The following is a 20,524-nucleotide window of genomic DNA, read 5'->3' as shown; positions in this document are numbered from 1 at the left end:
GCAGCTGACCACGAACGAGCGCGTGCCCTCGGGGAACCCGGACCACTCCAGCGCGGGGGACAGGTCCTCGCCGTCGGCGGCGAACCGCGACGGCATCGGCTCGCCGTGCGCGACGTCGGCGCTCGCGCGGGCGGAGGCCCCGACGGACGGGCGGGGCGCCCAGGGCGCCGGGGCGACGGGGCGGGGGGTCGGGGGGCTGCGCCCGGGCGCGCGCGGGGCGCTCGGCTGGGCGCTCACCGCGGCGGTCGTCGGCGTGCTCGTGTGGTTCGGCTGGCCGAGCACGCTCGGCGGCTGCACGACGCTGACCATCGTGTCGGGCCACTCGATGGAGCCGGCCTACGTCACCGGCGACCTCGTCGTGTCCCGGTGCGGCGTCCCCGCGGCGGGCGACGTGGTCGTCTACACCCCGCCGGGCGTCCCCGACGGCCGGGTCATCCACCGGGTCGTCGACGGCTCCGCGGCCGACGGGTGGGTGATCCAGGGGGACAACAACGACTTCCTCGACCCGTGGCGCCCCCACCAGGAGGACGTCCTGGGCATCGCCCGGGTGCACGTGCCCGGGCTCGGCCGGGTCGCGGCCGTGCTGCTCGACCCCTGGGCCTGGCTGTCCCTGATCGTCGTGGCCGGCGGCGTGCTCCTCTGGCCGAGCCGCCCGGAGCCCGCGACGTGACCGCGCGCGCCCGGCTCGTCGCGCCCGCCGCCCTGGTCGCGGTGGTCCTCGCCCTCCTCGCCGCCCTGGCGCTCTCGCCGGCGAGCGCCGCCCGGCTCCCCGTCGCCGCGCGGCAGATCACCACCGCGGCCGCCGCGCCGTGCACCGCCGCCGCGCTGGGTGCCACGGCGGGCGGCACGTCGGCATCCGCGACGCAGGTCGTGCTGTCCGGCATCCCCGCCGGCTGCCGCGGGAAGGTCGCGACGCTGCGCCTGTTCGCCGCGGACGGCACGGCGCTCGCGGGCGCGGACACGTCCGTCACGCTCCCGGCGGCCGCGACCGCGACGGTGACCGTGCCCTCGTACGCGACGGCTCGCGTCGCGGGCGTCGCGGTCACCGTCGGGGGGTGGGCGGTGCCGGCCACCTGGACGCCGCGGACCCCGGCCGGTCCGGTGACCCCCGGCCCCGGGACGACGTTCGGCACCGTGACGTGGAGCCAGCTCGCGTCGTCCGGGACGCAGGCCTGCGTGAGCGTGCCGGTCTCGGGAGCGGCGAGCACCGTCTGGCGCGTCGACCTGCACCTGGACCAGCGGCCGTTCAACGGCGTCACGTCCGGCTCGGGGTTCCAGGTCCAGAGCCCGTGGTGGGGTCAGGTCCTGTCCGCCACCCCGTCCGGCGGCGTCGTCTCCGTGGGCGGGCGGCCCGGGTCCGAGACGCTGGCCGCGGGGGAGACGATCACCGTGACGGTCTGCCACTACGCGCTGCCCGCGCCGGTCCACGACCCCGCCCTGCCGTACACGCAGGTCTCGGCGGCACCCGACGGCAACGTGGGCTACGCCTGCTTCGCGACGACGGTGGGGGTCGCCGGGACGCCGCAGTTCTACGCCGGCTGGCGCGCCGACGTCGACGTCGCCCCGCTGGTGGCCTGGTTCGCCGCGCGCGGCCGGACGGTCGACCTCGCGGACCTCACCGTGCCCGGCAGCTACGCGCTCGAGGCCCGCGGCGGGACGGTCTACCGGGTGACGCCGACCGCCTGGGACACGTGGGGCGTCCGGGACGACACGACCCGCACGTTCGACGTCTGCCTGCACTCCTGACGCGCGCCACCGGGTGAGGCGCGTCCCCCGGACGGGTGGCGTGCCGCCCCGGGTGCTCAGCACCCGACGCGGACGGACGATGGGCCCGCCAGGTCGACGGATCGACCGGGCTGGTCCATGGAGGGGGCGCCGATGGCGCACGAGCACGTCCGTGCACGCCGCGCGGCAGGGGTGACCCTGGCGTGGCTCGGCTGCGCCGGGCTCGCGGTGTCCATGGCCCGCGCCCTCACGTGGGACGGCGGCGACACCGCGCCCGCCGGGGCCTGCGTGGTCAGCCGGATCAGCGTCGACTACGACGTCGACTACGTCGCCGCGCTCGGCGGCTACGGCGTCACGCGCGCGTCCCTGGCGGACGTGCCGGAGGGCTGCGCCGGCCGCGAGGTGGCGGTGACCCTGCACGGCCCGGACGACGAGGCGCTCGCGGAGGCCCGCACCCCCGTGACCGCACCCCGCACGTCGGTGACGCTGGACGGAGCCGGGGTGGCCGTCGAGGACCTCGCGGGGGTGTCGCTGGCCCTGGTGACCGACGAGCCGGTCACGGGCGCACCGGCGGCCGGCGACGACGCCGCGGGCCGCTGACCCGGATCAGACCTCGGTCAGCTGCGGCAGCTTCGCGACGCGCGCGTCACCGGAGGACCGCCCCCGCAGCCGCCGCGTCGCCCACGGGTACGCGTACATCCGCAGCCACCGGGCGTCCCGGCGGGCCTGCTCCGCGCGCGGGAGCCGGGGCTGCGGGGCGAGAGGCTCGTCCCACGCCGGGTCGTCCGGCTCCAGCCCGAGCGCGACCAGGGCGCCCTGCGCGACGCGCGCGTGCGCCTCGGTGGTGAGGTGGATGCGGTCGGGCGACCACATCCGGATGTCCTTGAGGTGCCGCATGCCCCACAGGTCCAGCACGTACGCGCCGTGCCGCCGCGCCATCGACCAGATGTGCGCGTTGTAGATCCCGACCCGCGCGCGGGTGGACTGCACGAGGGGCGACCCGGCGGAGTCGAAGCCCGTCGCCAGCAGCACGTCCGCGCCCGACGCCCGGACGCGCGCGACGGCCTGCTCGAGGCCGCGCGCGAGCCGGTCCGGGTCGGCGCCGGGCCGCAGGATGTCGTTGCCGCCCCCCACCAGGCTCACCAGGTCGGCGCCCATCGCGAGCGCCGTGGGCACCTGGTCGACGACGATCGGCCGGAGCAGGCGGCCGCGGATGGCCAGGTTCGCGTACCGCAGCGGCTCGGCGCCGGCCGCGCGGCGCCGCTCGGACAGCAGCCCGGCCAGGACGTCCGCCCAGCCCCGGACCGGTCCCTCGTCGCCCTCGGGCGTGTCCCAGAGCCCCTCGGTGAAGGAGTCGCCGACAGCGACGTACCGCTCCCAGCGGGGCGGCTGCGTCGTGGTCGGCCGGTCGTCCGTGCGTGCGGCCGTCGCCGCCCCCTCGTGCGTCGTCACCCTCGCAGTCTGCCCCCCGCCCCGGGCGCGTGTCAGGCCCGATTCCTCCGCGCCGGCGGCCTGCGGCACCCCCGCGTCAGGGCAGCGACCAGTCGACCGGGTCCGCGCCCTGCTCCGCGAGCAGGGCGTTCACGCGGGAGAACGGGCGCGAGCCGAAGAACCCGCGGCTCGCCGACAGCGGGCTCGGGTGCGGGCTCGCGACGACCGGCACGCCGCCGAGCGCGGGCGCGAGCGACTGGGCGTCCCGGCCCCACAGCACGGCGACGAGCGGGCCGCCGCGCTCGACCAGGGCGGCGATGGCGCGGTCGGTGACCGTCTCCCACCCCCTGCCGCGGTGCGAGGCCGGCTCGCCCGGCCGGACCGTCAGCACCCGGTTGAGCAGCATGACCCCGCGGTCGGCCCAGGGGGACAGGTCGCCGGTGCTCGGCTGCGGGACGCCGAGGTCGGCGCGGAGCTCGGTGAACACGTTGGCGAGCGACCGGGGCAGGGGGCGGACGTCGGGCTGCACGGAGAACGACAGCCCCATCGGGTGCCCGGGCGTGGGGTACGGGTCCTGGCCCACGACGAGCACCCGCACGTCGGCGAGGGGGCGGGTGAACGCCCGCAGCACGTCGGGTCCCGCCGGCAGGTACCCGCGGCCCGCCGCGACCTCCGCCCGGAGGAACTCGCCGGCGGCGTGCACCTGCGGCTCGACGGGAGCGAGGGCGGCGGCCCAGTCGGAGGCGACGAGCGAGGCGAGCGGGGCGGCGTCCACAGGCCCCGACGCTAGCGGGGTGGCACCGGCCCCGCGAGGAATGACAGCCGTGTGATTCCCGCCGTACGATGGCCGCTGACCCAGGGGCACCGGCACGGGAGGGCGGCACGGATGGACGCGACGGCGGAGCGCGGCGACGGCACGGTCGCCCGGCCGACGCTGGTGGCCGTCGACGGCGGCACCGCGGCGCCCGCCGGGAGCGACCCCTCCGGCCTGTCCGAGCGCGACCAGCAGGTGCTGGCCTTCGAGCGCCAGTGGTGGAAGTACGCCGGCGCCAAGGAGCAGGCCGTCCGCGAGCTGTTCGACATGTCGGCCACCCGGTACTACCAGGTGCTGAACGCGCTCATCGACTCGCCCGCCGCGCTCGCGCACGACCCGATGCTGGTCAAGCGGCTCCGGCGCATGCGCTCCACCCGCCAGCGCGCCCGCAGCGCCCGCCGCCTCGGCGCGGACGCCTGATCCCGGTGCGCGTGGCCGGTCCCACCAGCGCGAACCGTTAGCCTGTCCGCCGTGAGCAAGGGCAGCGACCGGTACCCGGAGGACGAGTTCGACGCCGCACCGGCGGAGGACGCGCCGATCGGCGTGCACCGCGCACCCCGGAGCTGGTGGAGCCGCTGGTGGCCGTTCGTCGCCGTCGTCGTCCTCGTCCCGGCGCTGACCGTCGTCTTCGTGCTGTGGGCCTCGTCCTGGGACGGCCGCATCCCCGGCTTCGGGACCTCCGAGACCCCCGTCGCCTCCGCGCCCGCGCAGCCCGAGACGGAGGCCCCCGCGGAGTCGACCACCCCGAGCGAGCCCGCCGTCGAGGAGCCGCCGGCCACCGAGGCCCCCGTCGAGGAGGTCCCGCCGCCCGCCCCCGACCTGGACGCGACCGTCCGCGTGCTCAACGCGTCGGGCATCACCGGCCTCGCGGCGGGCGCAGCGGAGGACCTGGAGGACGCCGGGTTCACCTCCGTCGAGACGGGCAACGGCAACGCCGGCGGCAGCACCGCCACGACGATCTTCTACGGCACGCCGGAGCTGTCCGCCACGGCGCAGCAGGTCGCGACGACCCTCGGCATCGCGAACGTGGTCGAGTCGGCCGAGGTGGCCGACGACGGCGTCGTCGTCCTCCTGCTGCGCGACTTCGACAGCTGACCTCTTCCGCAGGTCGCGGGCCCGCGGCTACGCTCGGCCGCGTCGCGGTGACCGCCTGCCGGCCCGCCGGGGGGACCACGGCCACCGACGGCGCCCGATCACGTCGTCACCAGGAGTTCCGCATGTCGCAGGGCACCGTCAAGTGGTTCAACGCCGAGAAGGGCTACGGGTTCATCACCCCGTCCGACGGCGGTCAGGACCTGTTCGTCCACTTCAGCGCCATCCAGTCGAGCGGCTACCGGAGCCTCGAGGAGGGCCAGTCCGTCGAGTTCGAGCTCGGGCAGGGCACCAAGGGCCCGCAGGCGGAGCAGGTCCGCCCGCTGTAGAGCCGACCGGCGGACGCGCCGGGGGCTCAGCCCTCCAGCGCGTCCGCCGCGAGCACCACGCACGCCGCCGTCCACGCCAGGGGGGCCACCGCCGCGGGTGACCCGTCGGCGAGCACCTTCTCGGGCAGCGCGCCCATGCCCGTCCGGTGGGCGTCCAGCCAGCCGAGCCGTGCCTGCGCCTCCGCGGTGAGGCCGTTCTCCGCCGCGACCAGGGCGTAGAGCGACGTCTGCGGCGTCCAGGAGATGCCGTCCTGCTTCCAGCCGGCGCCCGGCGCGAGGCCGCCGGCGGGCCGCGCCATCGCCGCCGCGGACGCCTGCCAGCCCTCGACGGCGCCGTCGAGGGCGGTCGGCTGGAACGGCGGCAGCACGAACGCGCTCGCCGCGTCGGCGACGCCGCCGTCCGCGTACCGGCCGTACGCCGTGTCGTCGCCGAACGCGCGCTCCACCGCGGTCCGCGTCCGGGCGGCGGCTCGCTGGACCGCGGCCGCCTCCTCGTCATCGCCGAGCAGCGCCAGCACGTCGTCCGCGGCCTCCAGCCCGGCGAGCACCGGCGCGACGGTGCCGAGCGTCAGCTCGTCCTCCGGGACCTCCCAGTAGTCCGGGGACGCCGCCGGCAGGCCGTCGCCCGCCACCAGGGACGTCGCGTGGGCCGCGGACCGCTCGACCAGGGCGCGCAGGCGCTCGGCGGTCGCCTCCCGGTCCTCGGGCGCGGCCGCGGCCACCGTCTCGCCCGCCGCCCACAGCGCCCACCCGGTGCCGTCGGTCTGCGGGGCGCGGTCGTCCGGGACGCCGGTGCCGTCGGGCAGGTAGCGGGCCTCGAACGACCCGTCGTCGGCCTGGACCCGCGCCAGGAAGCCCAGGACCTCCAGCGCGTCCTCGACGTGCCCCGTGCGGGCGAGCGCCACCGCCACGAACGACGCGTCCCGCGGCCAGACGTACCGCCAGTGCGGGGTCCACGCGGCCACCGCCGCACCGTCGTCGAGCACCAGCGTGCGCAGGTCGAGCAGCGCGTCGGTCACCAGGTCGGCGTACGGCCCGTCGGCGCCGGGGACCTCGCCCGACGCCAGCCACGCGCGCTGCTCGGCGGCGAGCGCGTCGTCCGCGGTGCTCGCGTCGTCGACGACCACCCGCGTGCCGGGGTGCAGCTCGGCGGTCTCGCCGGCGGGGACGGTCCGCGGGCCGTCGGGGGTGGCGACCACGCCCTCGGCGTACAGGTCGACGTGCGCCTCCCGCGGGCCGGACGCCCCGAAGGCCACGAGCCCCGCCGCGAGCGCGCCCAGCGCCACGACGGCGGCGACGCTGCGGGAGAGCATGCCGGGCAGGCTAGCCGTCCCCGCCGGGCCCCGTCCCGAGGGTCCGCGGCACGGGGTCGCGGGGCGTCCGCCGAGAGCGATGGGCCTTGCACTCACCCAGGCCGAGTGCTAACCATGGACTTAGCACTCTCGGGTCGAGAGTGACAGAATGAGTACACAGGCCGACCGGTGAGGTCCGCCGCCCCGACGGGACATGACCGTGGGGCGCGGCAGGGCCGTCCGTCGCGGGCGCCGTCCGGCCGAACCACGAGCCACAGTGAAGGATCGATAGCCCCATGGCCAAGATCATTGCCTTCAACGAGGAGGCCCGCCGCGGCATCGAGCGGGGTCTCAACGTCCTCGCCGACACCGTCAAGGTCACCCTGGGCCCCAAGGGCCGCAACGTCGTGCTGGACAAGAAGTGGGGCGCCCCCACGATCACCAACGACGGCGTCTCCATCGCCAAGGAGATCGACCTCGAGGACCCGTTCGAGAAGATCGGCGCGGAGCTCGTCAAGGAGGTCGCCAAGAAGACCGACGACGTCGCGGGTGACGGCACCACCACCGCCACCGTGCTCGCCCAGGCGCTCGTGCGCGAGGGCCTGCGCAACGTCGCCGCCGGCGCCAACCCGATCGCCCTCAAGCGCGGCATCGAGAAGGCCGTCGAGGCCGTCACCGCCGCCCTGCTGGAGCAGGCGAAGGAGATCGAGACCAAGGAGCAGATCGCCGCCACCGCGTCGATCTCCGCCGGCGACACCGCGATCGGCGAGCTCATCGCCGAGGCGCTGGACAAGGTCGGCAAGGAGGGCGTCATCACGGTCGAGGAGTCCAACGCCCTCGGCCTGGAGCTCGAGCTCACGGAGGGCATGCGCTTCGACAAGGGCTTCCTGTCGGCGTACTTCGTGACCGACCCGGAGCGCCAGGAGGCCGTCCTCGAGGACGCCTACGTGCTGCTCGTCGAGTCGAAGATCTCGAACGTCAAGGACCTGCTGCCCCTGCTGGAGAAGGTCATCCAGTCCGGCAAGCCGCTGTTCATCGTCGCCGAGGACGTCGAGGGCGAGGCCCTGGCCACGCTCGTCGTCAACAAGATCCGCGGCACGTTCAAGTCCGTGTCCGTCAAGGCCCCGGGCTTCGGCGACCGCCGCAAGGCGATGCTGCAGGACATGGCCATCCTCACCGGTGGCCAGGTCGTCTCCGAGACCGTCGGCCTCAAGCTCGACACGGTCGGCCTCGAGGTCCTCGGCCAGGCGCGCAAGATCGTCGTCACGAAGGACGAGACCACGATCGTCGAGGGCTCCGGCGACGCCGAGCAGATCGCCGGCCGCGTGAACCAGATCCGTGCGGAGATCGAGAACTCCGACTCGGACTACGACCGCGAGAAGCTCCAGGAGCGCCTCGCGAAGCTGGCCGGCGGCGTGGCCGTCATCAAGGCCGGTGCCGCGACCGAGGTCGAGCTCAAGGAGCGCAAGCACCGCATCGAGGACGCCGTGCGCAACGCCAAGGCGGCCGTCGAGGAGGGCATCGTCGCCGGTGGTGGCGTCGCCCTCATCCAGGCCGGCGAGAAGGCCTTCGCGACCCTCGAGCTCGAGGGCGACGAGGCGACGGGTGCGCAGATCGTGCGCATCGCGATCGACGCGCCGCTCAAGCAGATCGCGGTGAACGCCGGCCTCGAGGGCGGCGTCGTGGCGGAGAAGGTCCGCAACCTCCCGGCCGGCTCCGGCCTGAACGCCGCGACCGGCGTGTACGAGGACCTGCTGGCCGCCGGCGTCAACGACCCGGTCAAGGTCACCCGCTCCGCGCTGCAGAACGCGGCGTCGATCGCGGCGCTGTTCCTCACCACCGAGGCGGTCGTCGCCGACAAGCCCGAGAAGGCCGGCGCGCCGGCTCCGGGTGGCGACGGCGGCATGGGCGGCATGGACTTCTGATCCACGCCTCCCGCTGATCGGCGGGGCGCCTGACGCCCCGCACCTGCACGGCCGACGGGCCGGTCACCCCGCAGGGGGTGGCCGGCCCGTCCGCATGTCCGCCCGCGCCGCGCCGCGCCGCGCCCCGCTGCGCCGCGCCGCACCGCGCCCCGCTGCGCCGCGCCGCGCCCCGCCGCGCCCCGCCGTGCCGCGCCGAGACTGCAGAAGGCGGGCGCTTCGAGGCCTGTGAACCCCCGCTTCCTGCAGTCTCGGCGACGACGAGCGTGCGGGGAGGACGTGCGGGGGAGGGCGTGCAGGGGGAGGGGCAGTGGCGGGGGCGGTCGCGGGCCGGGACGCGCAGGCCCGAGGCGCGCAGCCGGCGGATGAGCTCGCCGGCGGACACCGGCTCCGCGCCGAGGGCCACGAGCTCGGCGTGCCGCTCGTCGGGCACGTCGTAGTGGTCGAGGTCGAACGCGCGGCGGGGGAGCCCGGCGCGTTCGGCGAACGCGTGCAGCTCGGCGATCGAGGTGTCGCTGACCAGGTGCGACCAGGAGCGGCCGTGCCGGGGCCAGAGCGGCGGGTCGAGGAGGATCGTCACGCGCCGGCGCCGGCGCCGGCACCCGCACCCGCGCCCGCACCCGCGCCGCGCCGCACGGGCTGCGGCGTCGGCACGGGACCACCCGCACTGCCCGGACCGCCCGGACCACTCGGGCCGCCGGGACCACCCGCACTGCCCGGGCCACCCGGGCCGCCGGGACCACCCGGGCCGCCGGGACCAGCCGCACCGCCGGGACCACCCGCACCAGCCGGGCCACCCGCGGCCGCGGCGTCGCCGGCGGGCCCCGCCGGCTCGTCCGCCTCGATCTGCGCGAGCACCTTCTCCAGCTTGTGCAGCTCCGCGGCGAGGTTCTGCCGGGCGGGCTCCTCCCAGGCGGCGCCGAGCGGGCTGACGAACAGGCTCGACCGCTTGAGCAGCTTCCGCACGATCCGTTCCCGGGCCCGCAGGTAGTCCTGCACCGGGATCTCGGCGTACTCCTCGCGGATGTCGTGCAGGTAGGACTTGTAGCGCTGCGGCTCGGCGGCCAGCATCGCGAGGTCGGCGTCGCACAGCACAGCGCAGTCGAAGTCCGTCGGGTCGGCGGCGTGCCGCACCAGGGCGATGACGAGCTGGTGCACGCGGTCGACGCTCCCGGCCGGGACGCCCAGGTCGGTCAGCTGCTCGCGCGCGAGCCGGGCGGACGCGACCTCGTCCTCGCCGCCCCGGTTGGCGTAGGCGGCGACCTGCGCGGCGTCGAACACCGCGCCGTGGTACCAGGCGGCGAGCCGGACGAGGTCGGGCTCGTGGGTCTCCTCGGCGAGCTCGTCGACGCGGGCCAGCACGTCGGTCAGGTGCCGGAGGTTGTGGTAGCTCCGGCCGGGTCCGGTCCACCGCTCGATGAGGTCGGCACCGACGTCACGGATGCGCTCGGTGGCGGCGGTGGCGCCGGCCCCCTTCGCGCTGCGGATGAACGCGGACAACAACCACTGTGGCGCGTCGTAGACGCCCATGGAACAGCCTCACTGCGACAGACGACCCTGCTCGGACGCGCCATCGTAGCCCCATGCCAGGAGACCGGCGCAGCGCCGCGGGGTCACGAAACGGGGTGATTCGTCCCGGTTCCGGCGGCCGGGTCGTCGCCCGCCGGCAGCGCCACGCGGACCGTGGTCCCGCCGCCCGGGGTCGCGGTGATCGCGACCTCGCCGTGGTGCGCCTCGACGATCGCCGCGACGATGGCCATGCCGAGCCCGGCGCCGCCGCCGGAGCCGTTGCCCTCGCGGGTGCGGCTGGCGTCGACCCGGTAGAACCGCTCGAACACGCGGCGGGCGTGCTCGGGCGCGATCCCGGGCCCGTGGTCGCGGACCTCGACGACGACCCGGTCGCCGACCCGCCCGACGGCGAGCTCGGCCGGGGTGCCGGCGGGGGTGTGCCGGGCGACGTTGCCGACGAGGTTGGCGAGGACCTGCCGGAGCCGCGGCTCGTCGCCGAGCACGACCGTGGCGGGCAGCTCGTCGTCGTCGCGGGCGGCGGCACCGTCGAGCGCGCCGACGCGGACCTCCCGCGTCGGGTCGATGGCCCGCAGGTCGTGCGCCGCGTCGGTCGCGAGCACCGCGAGGTCGACGGGCTCCGTGCGCCCGGGGCGGTCGGCGTCGAGCCGTGCCAGGGCCAGGAGGTCCTCGACCAGCCCGCCCATGCGGGTGGCGGACTGCTCGATCCGCCGCATGGTGTCGTCGACCTGGTCCTTCTCGGTCAGCGCGCCCATCCGGTAGAGCTCGCCGTAGCCGCGGATCGCCGCGATGGGCGTCCGCAGCTCGTGCGAGGCGTCCGCGACGAACCGGCGCATCCGCTCCTCTGAGGCCGTGCGCGCGTCGAACGCCGCCTCGATCTGCGTGAGCATCCCGTTGAGCGCGGCGCCCAGCCGGCCGACCTCGGTGGTCTCGGGCGCGGGCGGGACGCGCTGGGACAGGTCACCGGCGGCGATCTGCGCGGCGGTGCCCTCGATCTCCCGCAGCCCGCGCAGGGACCGGTTGACGGCCCAGGTGCCGACGACGACGCCGATGACGAGGATCGCGACGGCGCTCGACCACAGGAGCAGCGCGGCGCGGCGGACGGTGTCCTGCACCAGGCCGAGCGGCTGGGCGAGCATGACGTAGCCAACCGTCGTGTCGTCGTCGGCCGAGGCGAGCACGGGGGTCGTGATCACCCGCCAGGCGGACCCGCGCATCGTGCCGCTGGTCGTCGACACGACCGGCTCGTCGAGCGTCGCGAGGTCGACCTCCGGCAGGTGGGGGCTGCCGTACTCGTCCGACGTCGTGACCGAAGGCGGGACGGTGGCGACGTCGTCGAGGATCTCCACGCGCATCGCGTAGTCGGAGTACGCGCCCCACTCCGGCTGGCCGACGGCGTCGAGGCTCTCGTGCGTCCGGTAGTACACGAGGATCGACTTGCTGTACGAGGCCGTCTGCGCCCGCAGCCGGGCGTCCACCTGGTCGACCAGGTAGTTCGACAGCATCGTCGTCGTCGTGGCGCCGGCGATCGCGAGGCCCGCGGCGAGCAGCACGGTGCTGATGCCCACGAGCCGCGCGAGCAGCGGCGTCCGCGCCCACAGCTCGCGGACCGGGCGCAGCACGCCGCCGAGCCGGTCGCGGTCCGGGGCCTGCGGCTGGGTCGGCGCGGTCACGTCCCGCTCGGCTTGCGCAGCATGTACCCGACGCCGCGCTTGGTCTGGATCAGCGGCACGACCTTGGTGCCGTCCGGCCCGGTGACCTGGTCGACCTTGCGGCGCAGGTAGGAGATGTAGGACTCGACGATGTTGGCGTCGCCGCCCCAGTCGTACTGCCACACGTGGTCGAGGATCTGCGACTTGGACAGCACCCGGCCGGGGTTGAGCAGCAGGTAGCGGAGCAGCTTGAACTCGGTGGGGGACAGGTCGACCACCTGGCCGGCGCGGCGCACCTCGTGGCTGTCCTCGTCCAGCTCGAGGTCCTCGTAGCTGAGCACGCTCGCGGACGCGACCTCGCCGACCTGCGTGCGGCGGAGCACCGCGCGGATGCGCGCGACGACCTCCTCCAGGCTGAACGGCTTGGTCACGTAGTCGTCCCCGCCGACGGTCAGGCCGGTGATCTTGTCCGCGGTGTCGTCGCGCGCGGTGAGGAACAGGACCGGCACGTGCTGGCCCTTCTCCCGCAGGCGCCGCGTGACGGTGAAGCCGTCCATGTCGGGGAGCATGACGTCGAGCACCAGGAGGTCGGGCTGGACCTGGCGGGCGAGGCGCAGGGCCGCGGCACCGTCGGCCGCCGCGTGCACCTCGAAGCCCGCGAACCGCAGCGACGTCGCGAGGAGCTCGCGGATGTTCGGCTCGTCGTCCACGACGAGCAGCCGGGCCTCGGGGGTGCGGGTCGTTGCGGTCACGCACCCAGTGTGCGCCCGGATGCTGAACGGTTCCTGGGAGCGACCTGGCCGCGGCGCGCAGGCGGTACGGTGCTGCCTCGTGAGCGCCGCCCCTGCCACCACCCCGCCCGCCGAGCCCGTCGAGCAGCCCGTGCTGACCGTCGTGCAGCTCGACGACACCGTCCCCCTCGACCGGTTCGCCGACCACCTCGACGGTGTGCGGGTCCGCCTGGTCCGCGCGCACGCGGGCGAGGACGCCGGGCCCGCCCGCGACCTCGACGGCCTGCTGGTCCTCGGCGGCCGGATGTCGGCCCACGACGAGCAGGAGCCCGGCATCGCCGCGACCCGCGCCCTGCTGGCCGACGCCGTCGCCGCGGGGGTCCCGACGCTCGGGATCTGCCTGGGCGCGCAGCTGCTGGCCGTCGCGACCGGCGGTCAGGTCCACGTCGCCGCCCCTCCCGGGCGCGAGGTCGGCGTCGTCGACGTGCGGTGGCGCCCCGAGGCGGCCGCGGACCCGCTGCTGGGCGGGCTGGCCGCCGACGCGGAGGCCGCCGGCACCCGCAGCACGCCGATGCCGACCATGCACGCCGACGCGGTGGTGGACCTCCCGCGGGGCGCCGCCTGGCTCGCGGCGTCGCGGATGTACCCGTACCAGGCGTTCCGCGTCGGCGAGCGCGCCTGGGGCGTGCAGTTCCACCCCGAGACCTCGCCGGAGACGATGCACCGCTGGGCGGTGGACGCGGGCGACCCCGAGCCCGAGATCGCCGCCGTCGACGCGGCGGTCGCGGCGGCCGACGACCGGATGCGGGTGGACGGCGCGCGGGTCGCGGCGACCTTCGCCGGTCTGGTCGCCGCCCGGGTGGGGGACCGCGCCGCCGTCTGAGCCGGGTCAGCCGAGCCGGCCCGTCCGGCCCGCGGCCCCTCCACGACGGACGGCCCGGCCCCCCGAGGGGAGCCGGGCCGTCCGCGTGCGGGGTGTCAGGCCTCGATCTGCGGCGTGACGGGGGTGGCGCCGATCTGCTGCGGCTGGCCGCCCGACTTCAGCGAGGCGAGCCGCGCCTCGATCTCCAGCTGCTCGCCGGAGGCCTCGAGCTCCGCGAACTGCGAGTCCAGCGACGACGCGGCGATCTCGGCCTGGCCCATCGCCATGGCCTCCTCGCGGCGCACCTTCTCCTCGAAGCGGGCGAGCTCGCTCGTCGGGTCCAGCACGTTGATCGAGGAGATCGCCGTCTGCACCGTCTGCTGCGCCTGGGCGGACTTCTGCCGGGCGACGAGGGTGTCGCGGCGCTGCTTGAGCTGGCCGAGCTTGTCCTTCATCTGCGCGAGCCCGGACTTGAGCTTCTCGACCGTCTCGCGCTGCGAGGAGATGATCGGCTCGGCGTCCCGGGCCTCGCCCTCGGCGGTGATCTGCTTGCCGAGCGCGATCTTGGCGAGGTTGTCGAACTTGTCCGCGTTCGCGGCGTCGCCGACCTGGCGGTACTGGTCCGCGCGGGACGACGCGGCGAGCGCCTTGGCGCCCCACTCGCGGGCCGCCGCGACGTCCTCGTTGTAGTCCTGCTCGGCCAGGCGCAGGTTGCCGATGGTCTGCGCGATGGCCTTCTCGGCCTCGGCGATGGAGTTGGTGTAGTCGCGCACCAGCTGGTCCAGCATCTTCTGCGGGTCCTCGGCCTGGTCGATCAGCGCGTTGATGTTCGCCCGCGCCAGCTGGGTGATCCGTCCGAAGATGCTCTGCTTCTCGGTCATCGCCTCGTGCCTCTCTCGTCTCTTCCGTCTGCCCAACACGATCAGAACCCGCCGTCGAACCCGCCGTCGCCGAAGCCTCCGCCGTCGAAGCCGCCGCCACCGCCGCGCAGGATCGAGTCGATGAGGATGCCGCCCAGCACCATGCCGCCGATGCCGTTGACGGTGTCGCCCATGCCGCCGCGACCGCGCCCGTAGGCGCCCTGCATCTGCTGCTGCTCGGCGTACTCGACGTCCCGCTGGGCCAGGCGCTGCGCCTCGACGACGAGCTGCTCGCCGCGGCGGGCGCTGTCGAGGGCGCGCTCGGGGTCGGTGGTGCGGTGGTCGAGCGCCGCGTTGAACAGCCGGCCGGCCTCGGCGAGCCGGGTGCGGGCCTCGGGGCCGACCGCGCCGCGGCGGGTGTCGACGAAGTCCGTGGTGCCGCGCAGCGCGGAGTCCAGCCGGCCGAGCGCCTCCTCGAGGTGGACGGCGGCGCGGCGCGAGCGGTCCTGCGCCTCGCGCATCGGCGCGAGGGCGGCGTCGATCGCGGCCTCGGCGTCGGTGATGCGGCGCAGCGCCGCGAGCGGGTCGCCCGTGCCGGAGCGTGCCGTGCGGGCGTCGGCGATCGCGGCCCGCGCGTCGTCCGCCCGCGCCACGACCTCGGGGTCCCGCGGGGCGAGGCGGTCGGCGTCGGCGACGTCGGAGCTGATGGAGGCGATCGCGGCGTCGAGCCGGGCGCCGATGGTCGCCAGGTCGGCGCCCGCGCGCTCGACGGCGCCGATCAGCGTGTTCACCTGGCCGAGGGCCTCCTCGGCGGCCTGCGCGTACCGGACGGCGGTGTCGCGGTCCCCGGACTCGACGGCCTCCCGGCCGAGCCGGACCGCGTTCGCGACCTCGTCGAGCAGCTGGTCGGCCTGGTCGGGGTTCGGGGCGACCGACGTGAGGGCGCTCGCGGGGTACGTCGCGGCGAGCGACGCGAGCGCGGTGCGGGAGGCCTCGACGCGGGCGCGCTGCGTGGCGGCGGACCGCTCGTGCGCGTCCAGGGCCTCGCCGGCGCGGGACCGCACGTGCCGCAGGCGGTCGAACGACTCCTGCTGCCCGTCGAGCGCGGTGGACACCGCGCCGACGGTGCGCAGGATGCGGATCGCGGTGTCGCGGATCTGCGGCTCGGTGTCGGGGAGGTCGTCGTCCAGCGTCTGCCGGAGCCGGAACGCCTCGGTGACCTGCTGCTTCGCCCGGGCCAGCACCTGCTCGAACTCGCGCGTGGCGTCCGGCCCGAACTCCGCCTGCGCGAAGCCGAGCTCCTGCTCGGACGAGCGGATCGCGTCGTCGATGCGGACCAGCGCGGAGGAGGACCGGCGGTCGAGCTCGGCCGTCGGGAGCGCGGCGAGCTCGTCGACCGGGCCGGCCGGCTGTGCGGGTCCGGTGCCGGGGGCGCCCGGCGCTGCCTCGGCGGCGCGACGCCGGCGGCGGGAGGCCAGCCACGCCAGGCCGGTGACGCCCGCGATGACGACCAGGCCGACCACGAAGATCCCGCCGATCGCACCGCCCGCGCCGCCGCCCGTGGCCGCGGACTGCAGGCCCTCCGCGGCGGTCACCGCGGCGCCGGTCCAGTCGTCGTCCCGCAGCTGGTCCTCGACCTGGTTCTTGACCTGCTGGATCTCGTCGCTGGACAGCTCGCCGGTCGACTCCGGCGCGAGCGCGAACCGCCGGGTCTCCGTGGCGACGGCGAGCACGAGGTCGTCCGCGCCGAGCCCGGACTCCGCCGCGGTCGCCTGCGCCCACTCCGAGCCGGACTGGTCCTCGAAGTCGTCCACGTAGACCACGTACAGCTGGTACGGCGTCTCCTGGGCCAGGTCGTCCAGCGCGGCCTGCACCTGCTGCTCGTCGCCGCTGCTGAGCACGTCGACGTCGTCCGTGACCTCGCTGGTGAGCGGCACGGGCTCGACCGCCGGCACGGCGGCGGACGCCGGGCCGGCCACCAGCAGCGGGAGACCGACGAGCGGGACGAGCACGGACAGGCGGCGGAGCGACGGCACCTGGTGATCCTTTCTCAGGCGTACGTCCGCCGCAACGAGTAGGGGGCCCGCCGGGTTCCCACCCGGCGGGCCCCCGCGCACGTCAGGCCTGCTCCTCCGTCGCCTGCTCCAGGTCCTCGGCGTCGACGATCCGGTACGCGTAGCCCTGCTCCGCGAGGAACCGCTGCCGGTGCGCCGCGAAGTCCTGGTCGACGGTGTCCCGCGCCACGACCGCGTAGAAGTGCGCGGTGCGCCCGTCGCCCTTGGGCCGCAGCAGCCGGCCGAGGCGCTGCGCCTCCTCCTGCCGGGAGCCGAACGACCCCGACACCTGGATCGCCACCGAGGCCTCGGGCAGGTCGATCGAGAAGTTCGCGACCTTCGACACCACGAGCGTGGTGATCTCGCCCGCGCGGAACGCGTCGAACAGCCGCTGCCGCTCGTTCACGCTGGTCGAGCCGGTGATCACCGGGGCCCCGATGTCGTCCGCGAGCTCCTCGAGCTGGTCGATGTACTGGCCGATGACCAGCGTCGGCTCCCCGGCGTGCTTCGCCACCAGCCGGCGCACGACGTCCGACTTGCCGGGGGCGCTCGCCGCGAGGCGGTACTTGTCCTCCGGCTCGGCGGTCGCGTACAGCATCCGGTCGCGCTCGGGCAGCGTGAGGCGGACCTCGACGCAGTCCGCGGGCGCGATGTAGCCCTGCGCCTCGATGTCCTTCCACGGGGCGTCGTACCGCTTCGGCCCGATGAGGCTGAACACCTCGTCCTCGCGGCCGTCCTCGCGCACCAGCGTGGCGGTGAGGCCCAGGCGGCGGCGCGCCTGCAGGTCCGCGGTCATCCGGAAGATCGGCGCGGGGAGCAGGTGCACCTCGTCGTAGACCACCAGGCCCCAGTCGCGGGCGTCCAGCAGCTCCAGGTGCGGGTAGACGCCCTTGCGGCGCATCGTCAGCACCTGGTAGGTCGCGATCGTGACCGGCCGGATCTCCTTGCGGGCGCCGGAGTACTCGCCGATCTCCTCCGGGGTCAGCGTCGTGCGGCGGATCAGCTCGTCGCGCCACTGCCGGGCCGACACCGTGTTGGTGACGAGGATGAGCGTCGTGGTCTTGGACCGGGCCATCGCCGCGGCGCCCACCAGGGTCTTGCCGGCGCCGCAGGGCAGCACGACGACGCCCGAGCCGCCGTGCCAGAACCCGTCGGCGGCCTCGGCCTGGTACGGGCGCAGCTGCCACGGTCGGGGCGCGCCGTCGGCGCCCGGGTTCGACTCCCCGGAGGTGTCGAGGTCGATCGCGTGGGCCTCGCCGTCGACGTAGCCCGCGAGGTCCTCCGCGGGCCAGCCGAGCTTGAGCAGCGCCTGCTTGAGCGTGCCGCGCTCCGAGGGGTGCACCACCACGTCGGTGCTGTCGAGCCGCTCGCCGACCAGCCCCTGGGTCCGCTTGGACCGCAGCACCTCCGCCAGCACCGCGGCGTCGAGCGCGTGCAGGACCAGCCCGTGCACGGGGTCCGCGACGAGCTGCAGGCGCCCGTACCGGGACATCGTCTCCGCGACGTCGACCAGCAGGGCGTGCGGCACCGGGTAGCGGGAGTACTCGAGCAGCACGTCCACCACCTGCTCGGCGTCGTGGCCCGCCGCGCGGGCGTTCCACAGGCCGAGGGGGGTCAGGCGGTACGTGTGCACGTGCTCGGGCGCGCGCTCGAGCTCGGCGAACGGGGCGATCGCGCGGCGGCAGGCCTCCGCCCGGTCGTGGTCGACCTCGAGCAGGAGCGTCTTGTCGCTCTGGACGATCAGGGGTCCGTCGGTCATACGGGGCTCGTCCTCCGGACGTCGTCGGGGGTGTCGTGGTCGTCGACAGGGGTGACCGCGGCGACGCGGTGGGCCGCGACCACGATCTCGGCGTCCCGGGCGGTGTCGACCACGCGCACCCGTCCGCCGTCGACCCGCACCGGCCGCACGCGCCGCCGCTCCAGGTCGCCGCGCGAGCCGACCAGGTCGAGCCACACCTCGGTGTGCCCGGCCGCCGCCTCGCGCAGCAGGCCCAACGCCTCGGCGGGGTCGGCTGTTCCCCGGCCCGCCGCCCCGCGCGCGGCCGCCGTCCCGGCGGTGACCCCGGCGGCGCGCTCCCGCAGCGTGGGGGCGGTCGCGGGGGACGCGGCGGAGGGCGACGACGCGGCGGCCCGGCCGGAGGGGGCCCCGGCCGGAGAGCCGGCGGTCGCGCCGCCGGCGCCGGTCGCTCCGCCGGCCGCCGCCCGAGCCGCCTCGGCCCGCCGCAGCAGCCCGACGAGCGCCGCCGCCCGCTCGGCCGGGGGCACGGCCCCGCGCGCCGGCTCGTCCCCGCCGCGGTGCCGGTTCGCGGCGACCCGCCGGACGGTGGGCGCGGCGTGCAGGACCTGCCCGTCGGGGGTCTCGGCGACCGGTGCCAGGCCGTGCGCGCGCAGGGCCGCGAGCAGCTCGTGCAGCGGCGCCTGGGCGGCGAGCACGGTCGGCGCGAGCCGTACGAGCCCGAGCGAGGCGTGCCGCGGGTCCTCGGCCAGGCCGGCGAGCAGGGCCGGGTCCTCGGTGCGGACGTACGAGGACGCCGCGCCGGTGCGGAGGCGGCCGTGCCGGCGCGCGGCGTCCCGCACCAGGTACTCCAGCGGCTGCGGGACGCCGCCGCGGGCGTGCCGGGCGAGGTCGGCCAGCAGGTCGTCGGCGGTCGCCCCGGCGTCCAGCGCCGACCGCACGGACTCCGGCGTGAACCGGACGGTCACCGCGCCGCCGCGGGACTCCACCCGCGCGCACGTCTCCAGCAGCGCCTCGAGCTCCTGGCCCGGGCGGCCCGGGACGATGCCCGTGAGGTCGGCCTGGAGCAGCAGGTCGTCGACCGCCGGGGGCAGGGCCGACTCCAGGGCCGCCGCGAGCGCCGGCACCCGGTCGCCGTCGTCCAGCAGCGCGCGCCCGGCGGTCGACAGGGCCCCCGCGCCGAGCACGCCGACCCACCCGGCCTCGCGCAGCACGGCCTCGACGGCGTCCAGCGGCGGCACCGCCCGCGGCGTGCGCCACGACAGCGCCGCGCGGACCTGCCCGGCATCGAACGCCGTGCCGGGCGGCGCGTCCGCCAGCAGCCCGAGCACCGCCTGGCGGAGGCGGGGGGCCCAGGGGCGGCCGAGCTCCGGCCCGAGCGCCGCCCGGACGCCGCCGCGGTCGTCGCGGGTGCCGACCAGGGAGGGCGTGCGCGTGGTCGTGGACCACCCGGCGGCCAGGCGGGCCCACCGGGTCGCGAGGTCCTGGGACAGCCACTCGTCCGCGGCGGTGGTCGGCACGTGGTGCGGGGACTCCTCGCCGTCGTCCCGGACCAGCCCGCCGATGCCGGCGAGCTCGATCACGAACGCCGCCTCCGCCTCCGTGACCTCCAGCGCCTGCGCGGCGCGCCGCAGGTCGCGGACGCCGACGCCCCCGGCCCGCAGCACCGGGGGCGGGGCGGCCTCCCAGAGCCGGACGAGGCCGGCGACCAGCCGCGCGGCGCGCTCGGCCGCGGTGGCGTGCTCCGCCTCGACGAGCGCGGGGTCCCGGCGCGGCAGGTCCTCGGGGGCCGGCGCGGTCGCGGGGCCGCGGTGGGTGCGGCCGTCGCGGAGCGCGAGCGCCACGGCGCGCGGCAGCACGACGTGCCGGTCGTCGGCGCGGGCGAGCAGCCCGAGGCGCAGCAGCTCGGTCACCGCGTCGGCCGCGGGGCCGGAGGTCGGCCGCACCCCGACGGGCGGTCCCCACGCGAGGGCGTCCAGGACGGCGCGGCCCGCCCCCGGCGCCTCGGCCAGCAGCCCCGGCACCGCCTCGGGCGCGGGGTCGCGGGGTCCGGGGGCCGCGAGCCCCGCGACCGAGGGCCCGAGCAGCTCCGCGACGCCGGGGGAGGGGCGCAGCAGCGGGTCGTTCGCCCGGCCGCCGACCGGGTGCAGCAGCGCCAGGTCCGTCGCCGCGGCGACCGCCGCGCGCACCGCGGGGGCCTCCGCGCGGGACGCCCCGACCGCCGCCACCACGTCGCGGGCCCGCGCACCGGCGTCGGGGCCGCCGCCCTCGACCAGCGCCACCACGGCCTCGACCGCCTGCAGCACGGCGGCGTCGATCCCCGCGAGCGCGCGTTCGAGGCTGGGCCGGCTGGTCGCGCGCGCCGCGAGGGACGTCAGGGTGGCGGGTGAGGGGTGCGCCAGGTCCGGCCGCCGCAGGAGCAGGCGGACCAGCTCGTCGTCCGACCTGCTGCGCAGGTGCTCGCTGAACGTGGCCATCCGCACCACGATACGGTCCGC

General features: G+C 76.5%; 18 protein-coding genes and 2 pseudogenes. 8 read left to right on the top strand and 12 right to left on the bottom strand.

All coding sequences use genetic code 11. From position 1 onward, the window contains the following. Nucleotides 1-96 (bottom strand): annotated as a pseudogene (locus QNH85_RS19950) (YbhB/YbcL family Raf kinase inhibitor-like protein); the annotation flags it as partial. A 157-nt stretch (nucleotides 97-253) separates the two neighbouring features. Between QNH85_RS19950 and QNH85_RS19945 the strand changes: the two are divergent. The 3 genes from QNH85_RS19945 (at nucleotide 254) to QNH85_RS11795 (ending at nucleotide 2,325) form a co-directional block, all read left to right on the top strand. Then, entirely contained in the window at nucleotides 254-670 is a 417-nt protein-coding gene (locus QNH85_RS19945; RefSeq protein WP_346016315.1) for a S24/S26 family peptidase, read from the top strand. Next, nucleotides 667-1,746 carry a hypothetical protein gene (locus QNH85_RS11800; RefSeq protein WP_282946707.1) on the top strand — a complete coding sequence of 360 codons (1,080 nt, stop codon included), beginning with the start codon at nucleotides 667-669 and terminating at the stop codon, nucleotides 1,744-1,746. The genes QNH85_RS19945 and QNH85_RS11800 overlap by 4 nt, the downstream gene beginning before the upstream one ends. Nucleotides 1,747-1,878: 132 nt before the next feature. Further along, nucleotides 1,879-2,325 (top strand): hypothetical protein, encoded by a 447-nt coding sequence (locus tag QNH85_RS11795; protein WP_282946706.1) that lies wholly within the window; start codon nucleotides 1,879-1,881, stop codon nucleotides 2,323-2,325. A gap of 6 nt (nucleotides 2,326-2,331) precedes the next feature. Here the strand turns inward: QNH85_RS11795 and QNH85_RS11790 are convergent, their stop codons facing one another. Continuing rightward, the gene (locus tag QNH85_RS11790) at nucleotides 2,332-3,177 is read right to left on the bottom strand and encodes an SGNH/GDSL hydrolase family protein (RefSeq protein ID WP_282946704.1); all 846 of its coding nucleotides are present in this window, start codon (nucleotides 3,175-3,177) and stop codon (nucleotides 2,332-2,334) included. A 76-nt stretch (nucleotides 3,178-3,253) separates the two neighbouring features. Beyond that, nucleotides 3,254-3,931 carry a uracil-DNA glycosylase gene (locus QNH85_RS11785; RefSeq protein ID WP_282946702.1) on the bottom strand — a complete coding sequence of 226 codons (678 nt, stop codon included), beginning with the start codon at nucleotides 3,929-3,931 and terminating at the stop codon, nucleotides 3,254-3,256. Nucleotides 3,932-4,042: 111 nt separating this feature from the next. Here QNH85_RS11785 and QNH85_RS11780 point away from each other — a divergent pair, with 111 nt between their 5' ends. The 3 genes from QNH85_RS11780 (at nucleotide 4,043) to QNH85_RS11770 (ending at nucleotide 5,391) form a co-directional block, all read left to right on the top strand. Further along, nucleotides 4,043-4,390, top strand: coding sequence for a DUF3263 domain-containing protein (locus QNH85_RS11780; protein WP_282946701.1), 348 nt, complete (start codon nucleotides 4,043-4,045; stop codon nucleotides 4,388-4,390). 51 nt (nucleotides 4,391-4,441) lie between these two features. Continuing rightward, nucleotides 4,442-5,065, top strand: coding sequence for a LytR C-terminal domain-containing protein (locus QNH85_RS11775; protein WP_282946699.1), 624 nt, complete (start codon nucleotides 4,442-4,444; stop codon nucleotides 5,063-5,065). Between the two features lie 122 nt (nucleotides 5,066-5,187). Then, nucleotides 5,188-5,391 carry a cold-shock protein gene (locus QNH85_RS11770; protein WP_282946698.1) on the top strand — a complete coding sequence of 68 codons (204 nt, stop codon included), beginning with the start codon at nucleotides 5,188-5,190 and terminating at the stop codon, nucleotides 5,389-5,391. 26 nt (nucleotides 5,392-5,417) lie between these two features. Here QNH85_RS11770 and QNH85_RS11765 read toward each other — a convergent pair whose 3' ends face one another. Further along, complete coding sequence (locus QNH85_RS11765) at nucleotides 5,418-6,704, bottom strand: glycoside hydrolase family 15 (protein WP_282946697.1); 1,287 nt, start codon at nucleotides 6,702-6,704, stop codon at nucleotides 5,418-5,420. A gap of 275 nt (nucleotides 6,705-6,979) precedes the next feature. Between QNH85_RS11765 and groL the strand changes: the two genes are divergently transcribed. Continuing rightward, a complete protein-coding gene (groL, locus tag QNH85_RS11760) occupies nucleotides 6,980-8,608 on the top strand; it encodes a chaperonin GroEL (protein WP_213284463.1) in 1,629 nt (542 codons plus the stop codon). A 316-nt stretch (nucleotides 8,609-8,924) separates the two neighbouring features. Here the strand turns inward: groL and QNH85_RS11755 are convergent. From QNH85_RS11755 to QNH85_RS11740, 4 genes and pseudogenes are all read right to left on the bottom strand, one after another. Next, a pseudogene (locus tag QNH85_RS11755) lies at nucleotides 8,925-9,185 on the bottom strand (DUF4031 domain-containing protein); the annotation flags it as partial. After that, a complete protein-coding gene (locus tag QNH85_RS11750; RefSeq protein ID WP_346016314.1) occupies nucleotides 9,182-10,135 on the bottom strand; it encodes an HD domain-containing protein in 954 nt (317 codons plus the stop codon). The pseudogene QNH85_RS11755 and the gene QNH85_RS11750, both read right to left, overlap by 4 nt. An 83-nt stretch (nucleotides 10,136-10,218) precedes the next feature. Then, nucleotides 10,219-11,805: a sensor histidine kinase gene (locus tag QNH85_RS11745; RefSeq protein WP_282946696.1), complete on the bottom strand. Its 1,587-nt coding sequence runs from the start codon at nucleotides 11,803-11,805 to the stop codon at nucleotides 10,219-10,221. Beyond that, the gene (locus QNH85_RS11740; protein ID WP_282946694.1) at nucleotides 11,802-12,536 is read right to left on the bottom strand and encodes a response regulator transcription factor; all 735 of its coding nucleotides are present in this window, start codon (nucleotides 12,534-12,536) and stop codon (nucleotides 11,802-11,804) included. Before QNH85_RS11740 ends, QNH85_RS11745 begins: the two co-directional genes overlap by 4 nt. A gap of 79 nt (nucleotides 12,537-12,615) precedes the next feature. On the opposite strand from QNH85_RS11740, the gene QNH85_RS11735 reads away from it, so the two are divergent. Then, nucleotides 12,616-13,398, top strand: a complete 783-nt coding sequence (locus QNH85_RS11735) for a type 1 glutamine amidotransferase (protein ID WP_282946692.1) — start codon at nucleotides 12,616-12,618, stop codon at nucleotides 13,396-13,398. Nucleotides 13,399-13,493: 95 nt separating this feature from the next. Here the strand turns inward: QNH85_RS11735 and QNH85_RS11730 are convergent, their stop codons facing one another. From QNH85_RS11730 to QNH85_RS11715, 4 genes are all read right to left on the bottom strand, one after another. Next, on the bottom strand, nucleotides 13,494-14,258 hold the full coding sequence (locus tag QNH85_RS11730; protein WP_213282189.1) for a PspA/IM30 family protein: 765 nt from the start codon (nucleotides 14,256-14,258) through the stop codon (nucleotides 13,494-13,496). A gap of 41 nt (nucleotides 14,259-14,299) precedes the next feature. After that, on the bottom strand, nucleotides 14,300-16,273 hold the full coding sequence (locus tag QNH85_RS11725) for a TPM domain-containing protein (protein WP_282946690.1): 1,974 nt from the start codon (nucleotides 16,271-16,273) through the stop codon (nucleotides 14,300-14,302). An 82-nt stretch (nucleotides 16,274-16,355) separates the two neighbouring features. Next, the gene (locus tag QNH85_RS11720; RefSeq protein ID WP_282946688.1) at nucleotides 16,356-18,050 is read right to left on the bottom strand and encodes a DNA repair helicase XPB; all 1,695 of its coding nucleotides are present in this window, start codon (nucleotides 18,048-18,050) and stop codon (nucleotides 16,356-16,358) included. Then, nucleotides 18,047-20,503, bottom strand: a complete 2,457-nt coding sequence (locus tag QNH85_RS11715; RefSeq protein ID WP_282946687.1) for a helicase-associated domain-containing protein — start codon at nucleotides 20,501-20,503, stop codon at nucleotides 18,047-18,049. The genes QNH85_RS11720 and QNH85_RS11715 overlap by 4 nt, the downstream gene beginning before the upstream one ends. Nucleotides 20,504-20,524 lie beyond the last annotated feature (21 nt).

Origin of the sequence: Cellulomonas endometrii, assembly GCF_949769265.1 — a bacterium.
GTDB classification, from domain to species: domain Bacteria; phylum Actinomycetota; class Actinomycetes; order Actinomycetales; family Cellulomonadaceae; genus Cellulomonas; species Cellulomonas endometrii.
This window is presented reverse-complemented; position numbering and strand designations above follow the sequence as displayed.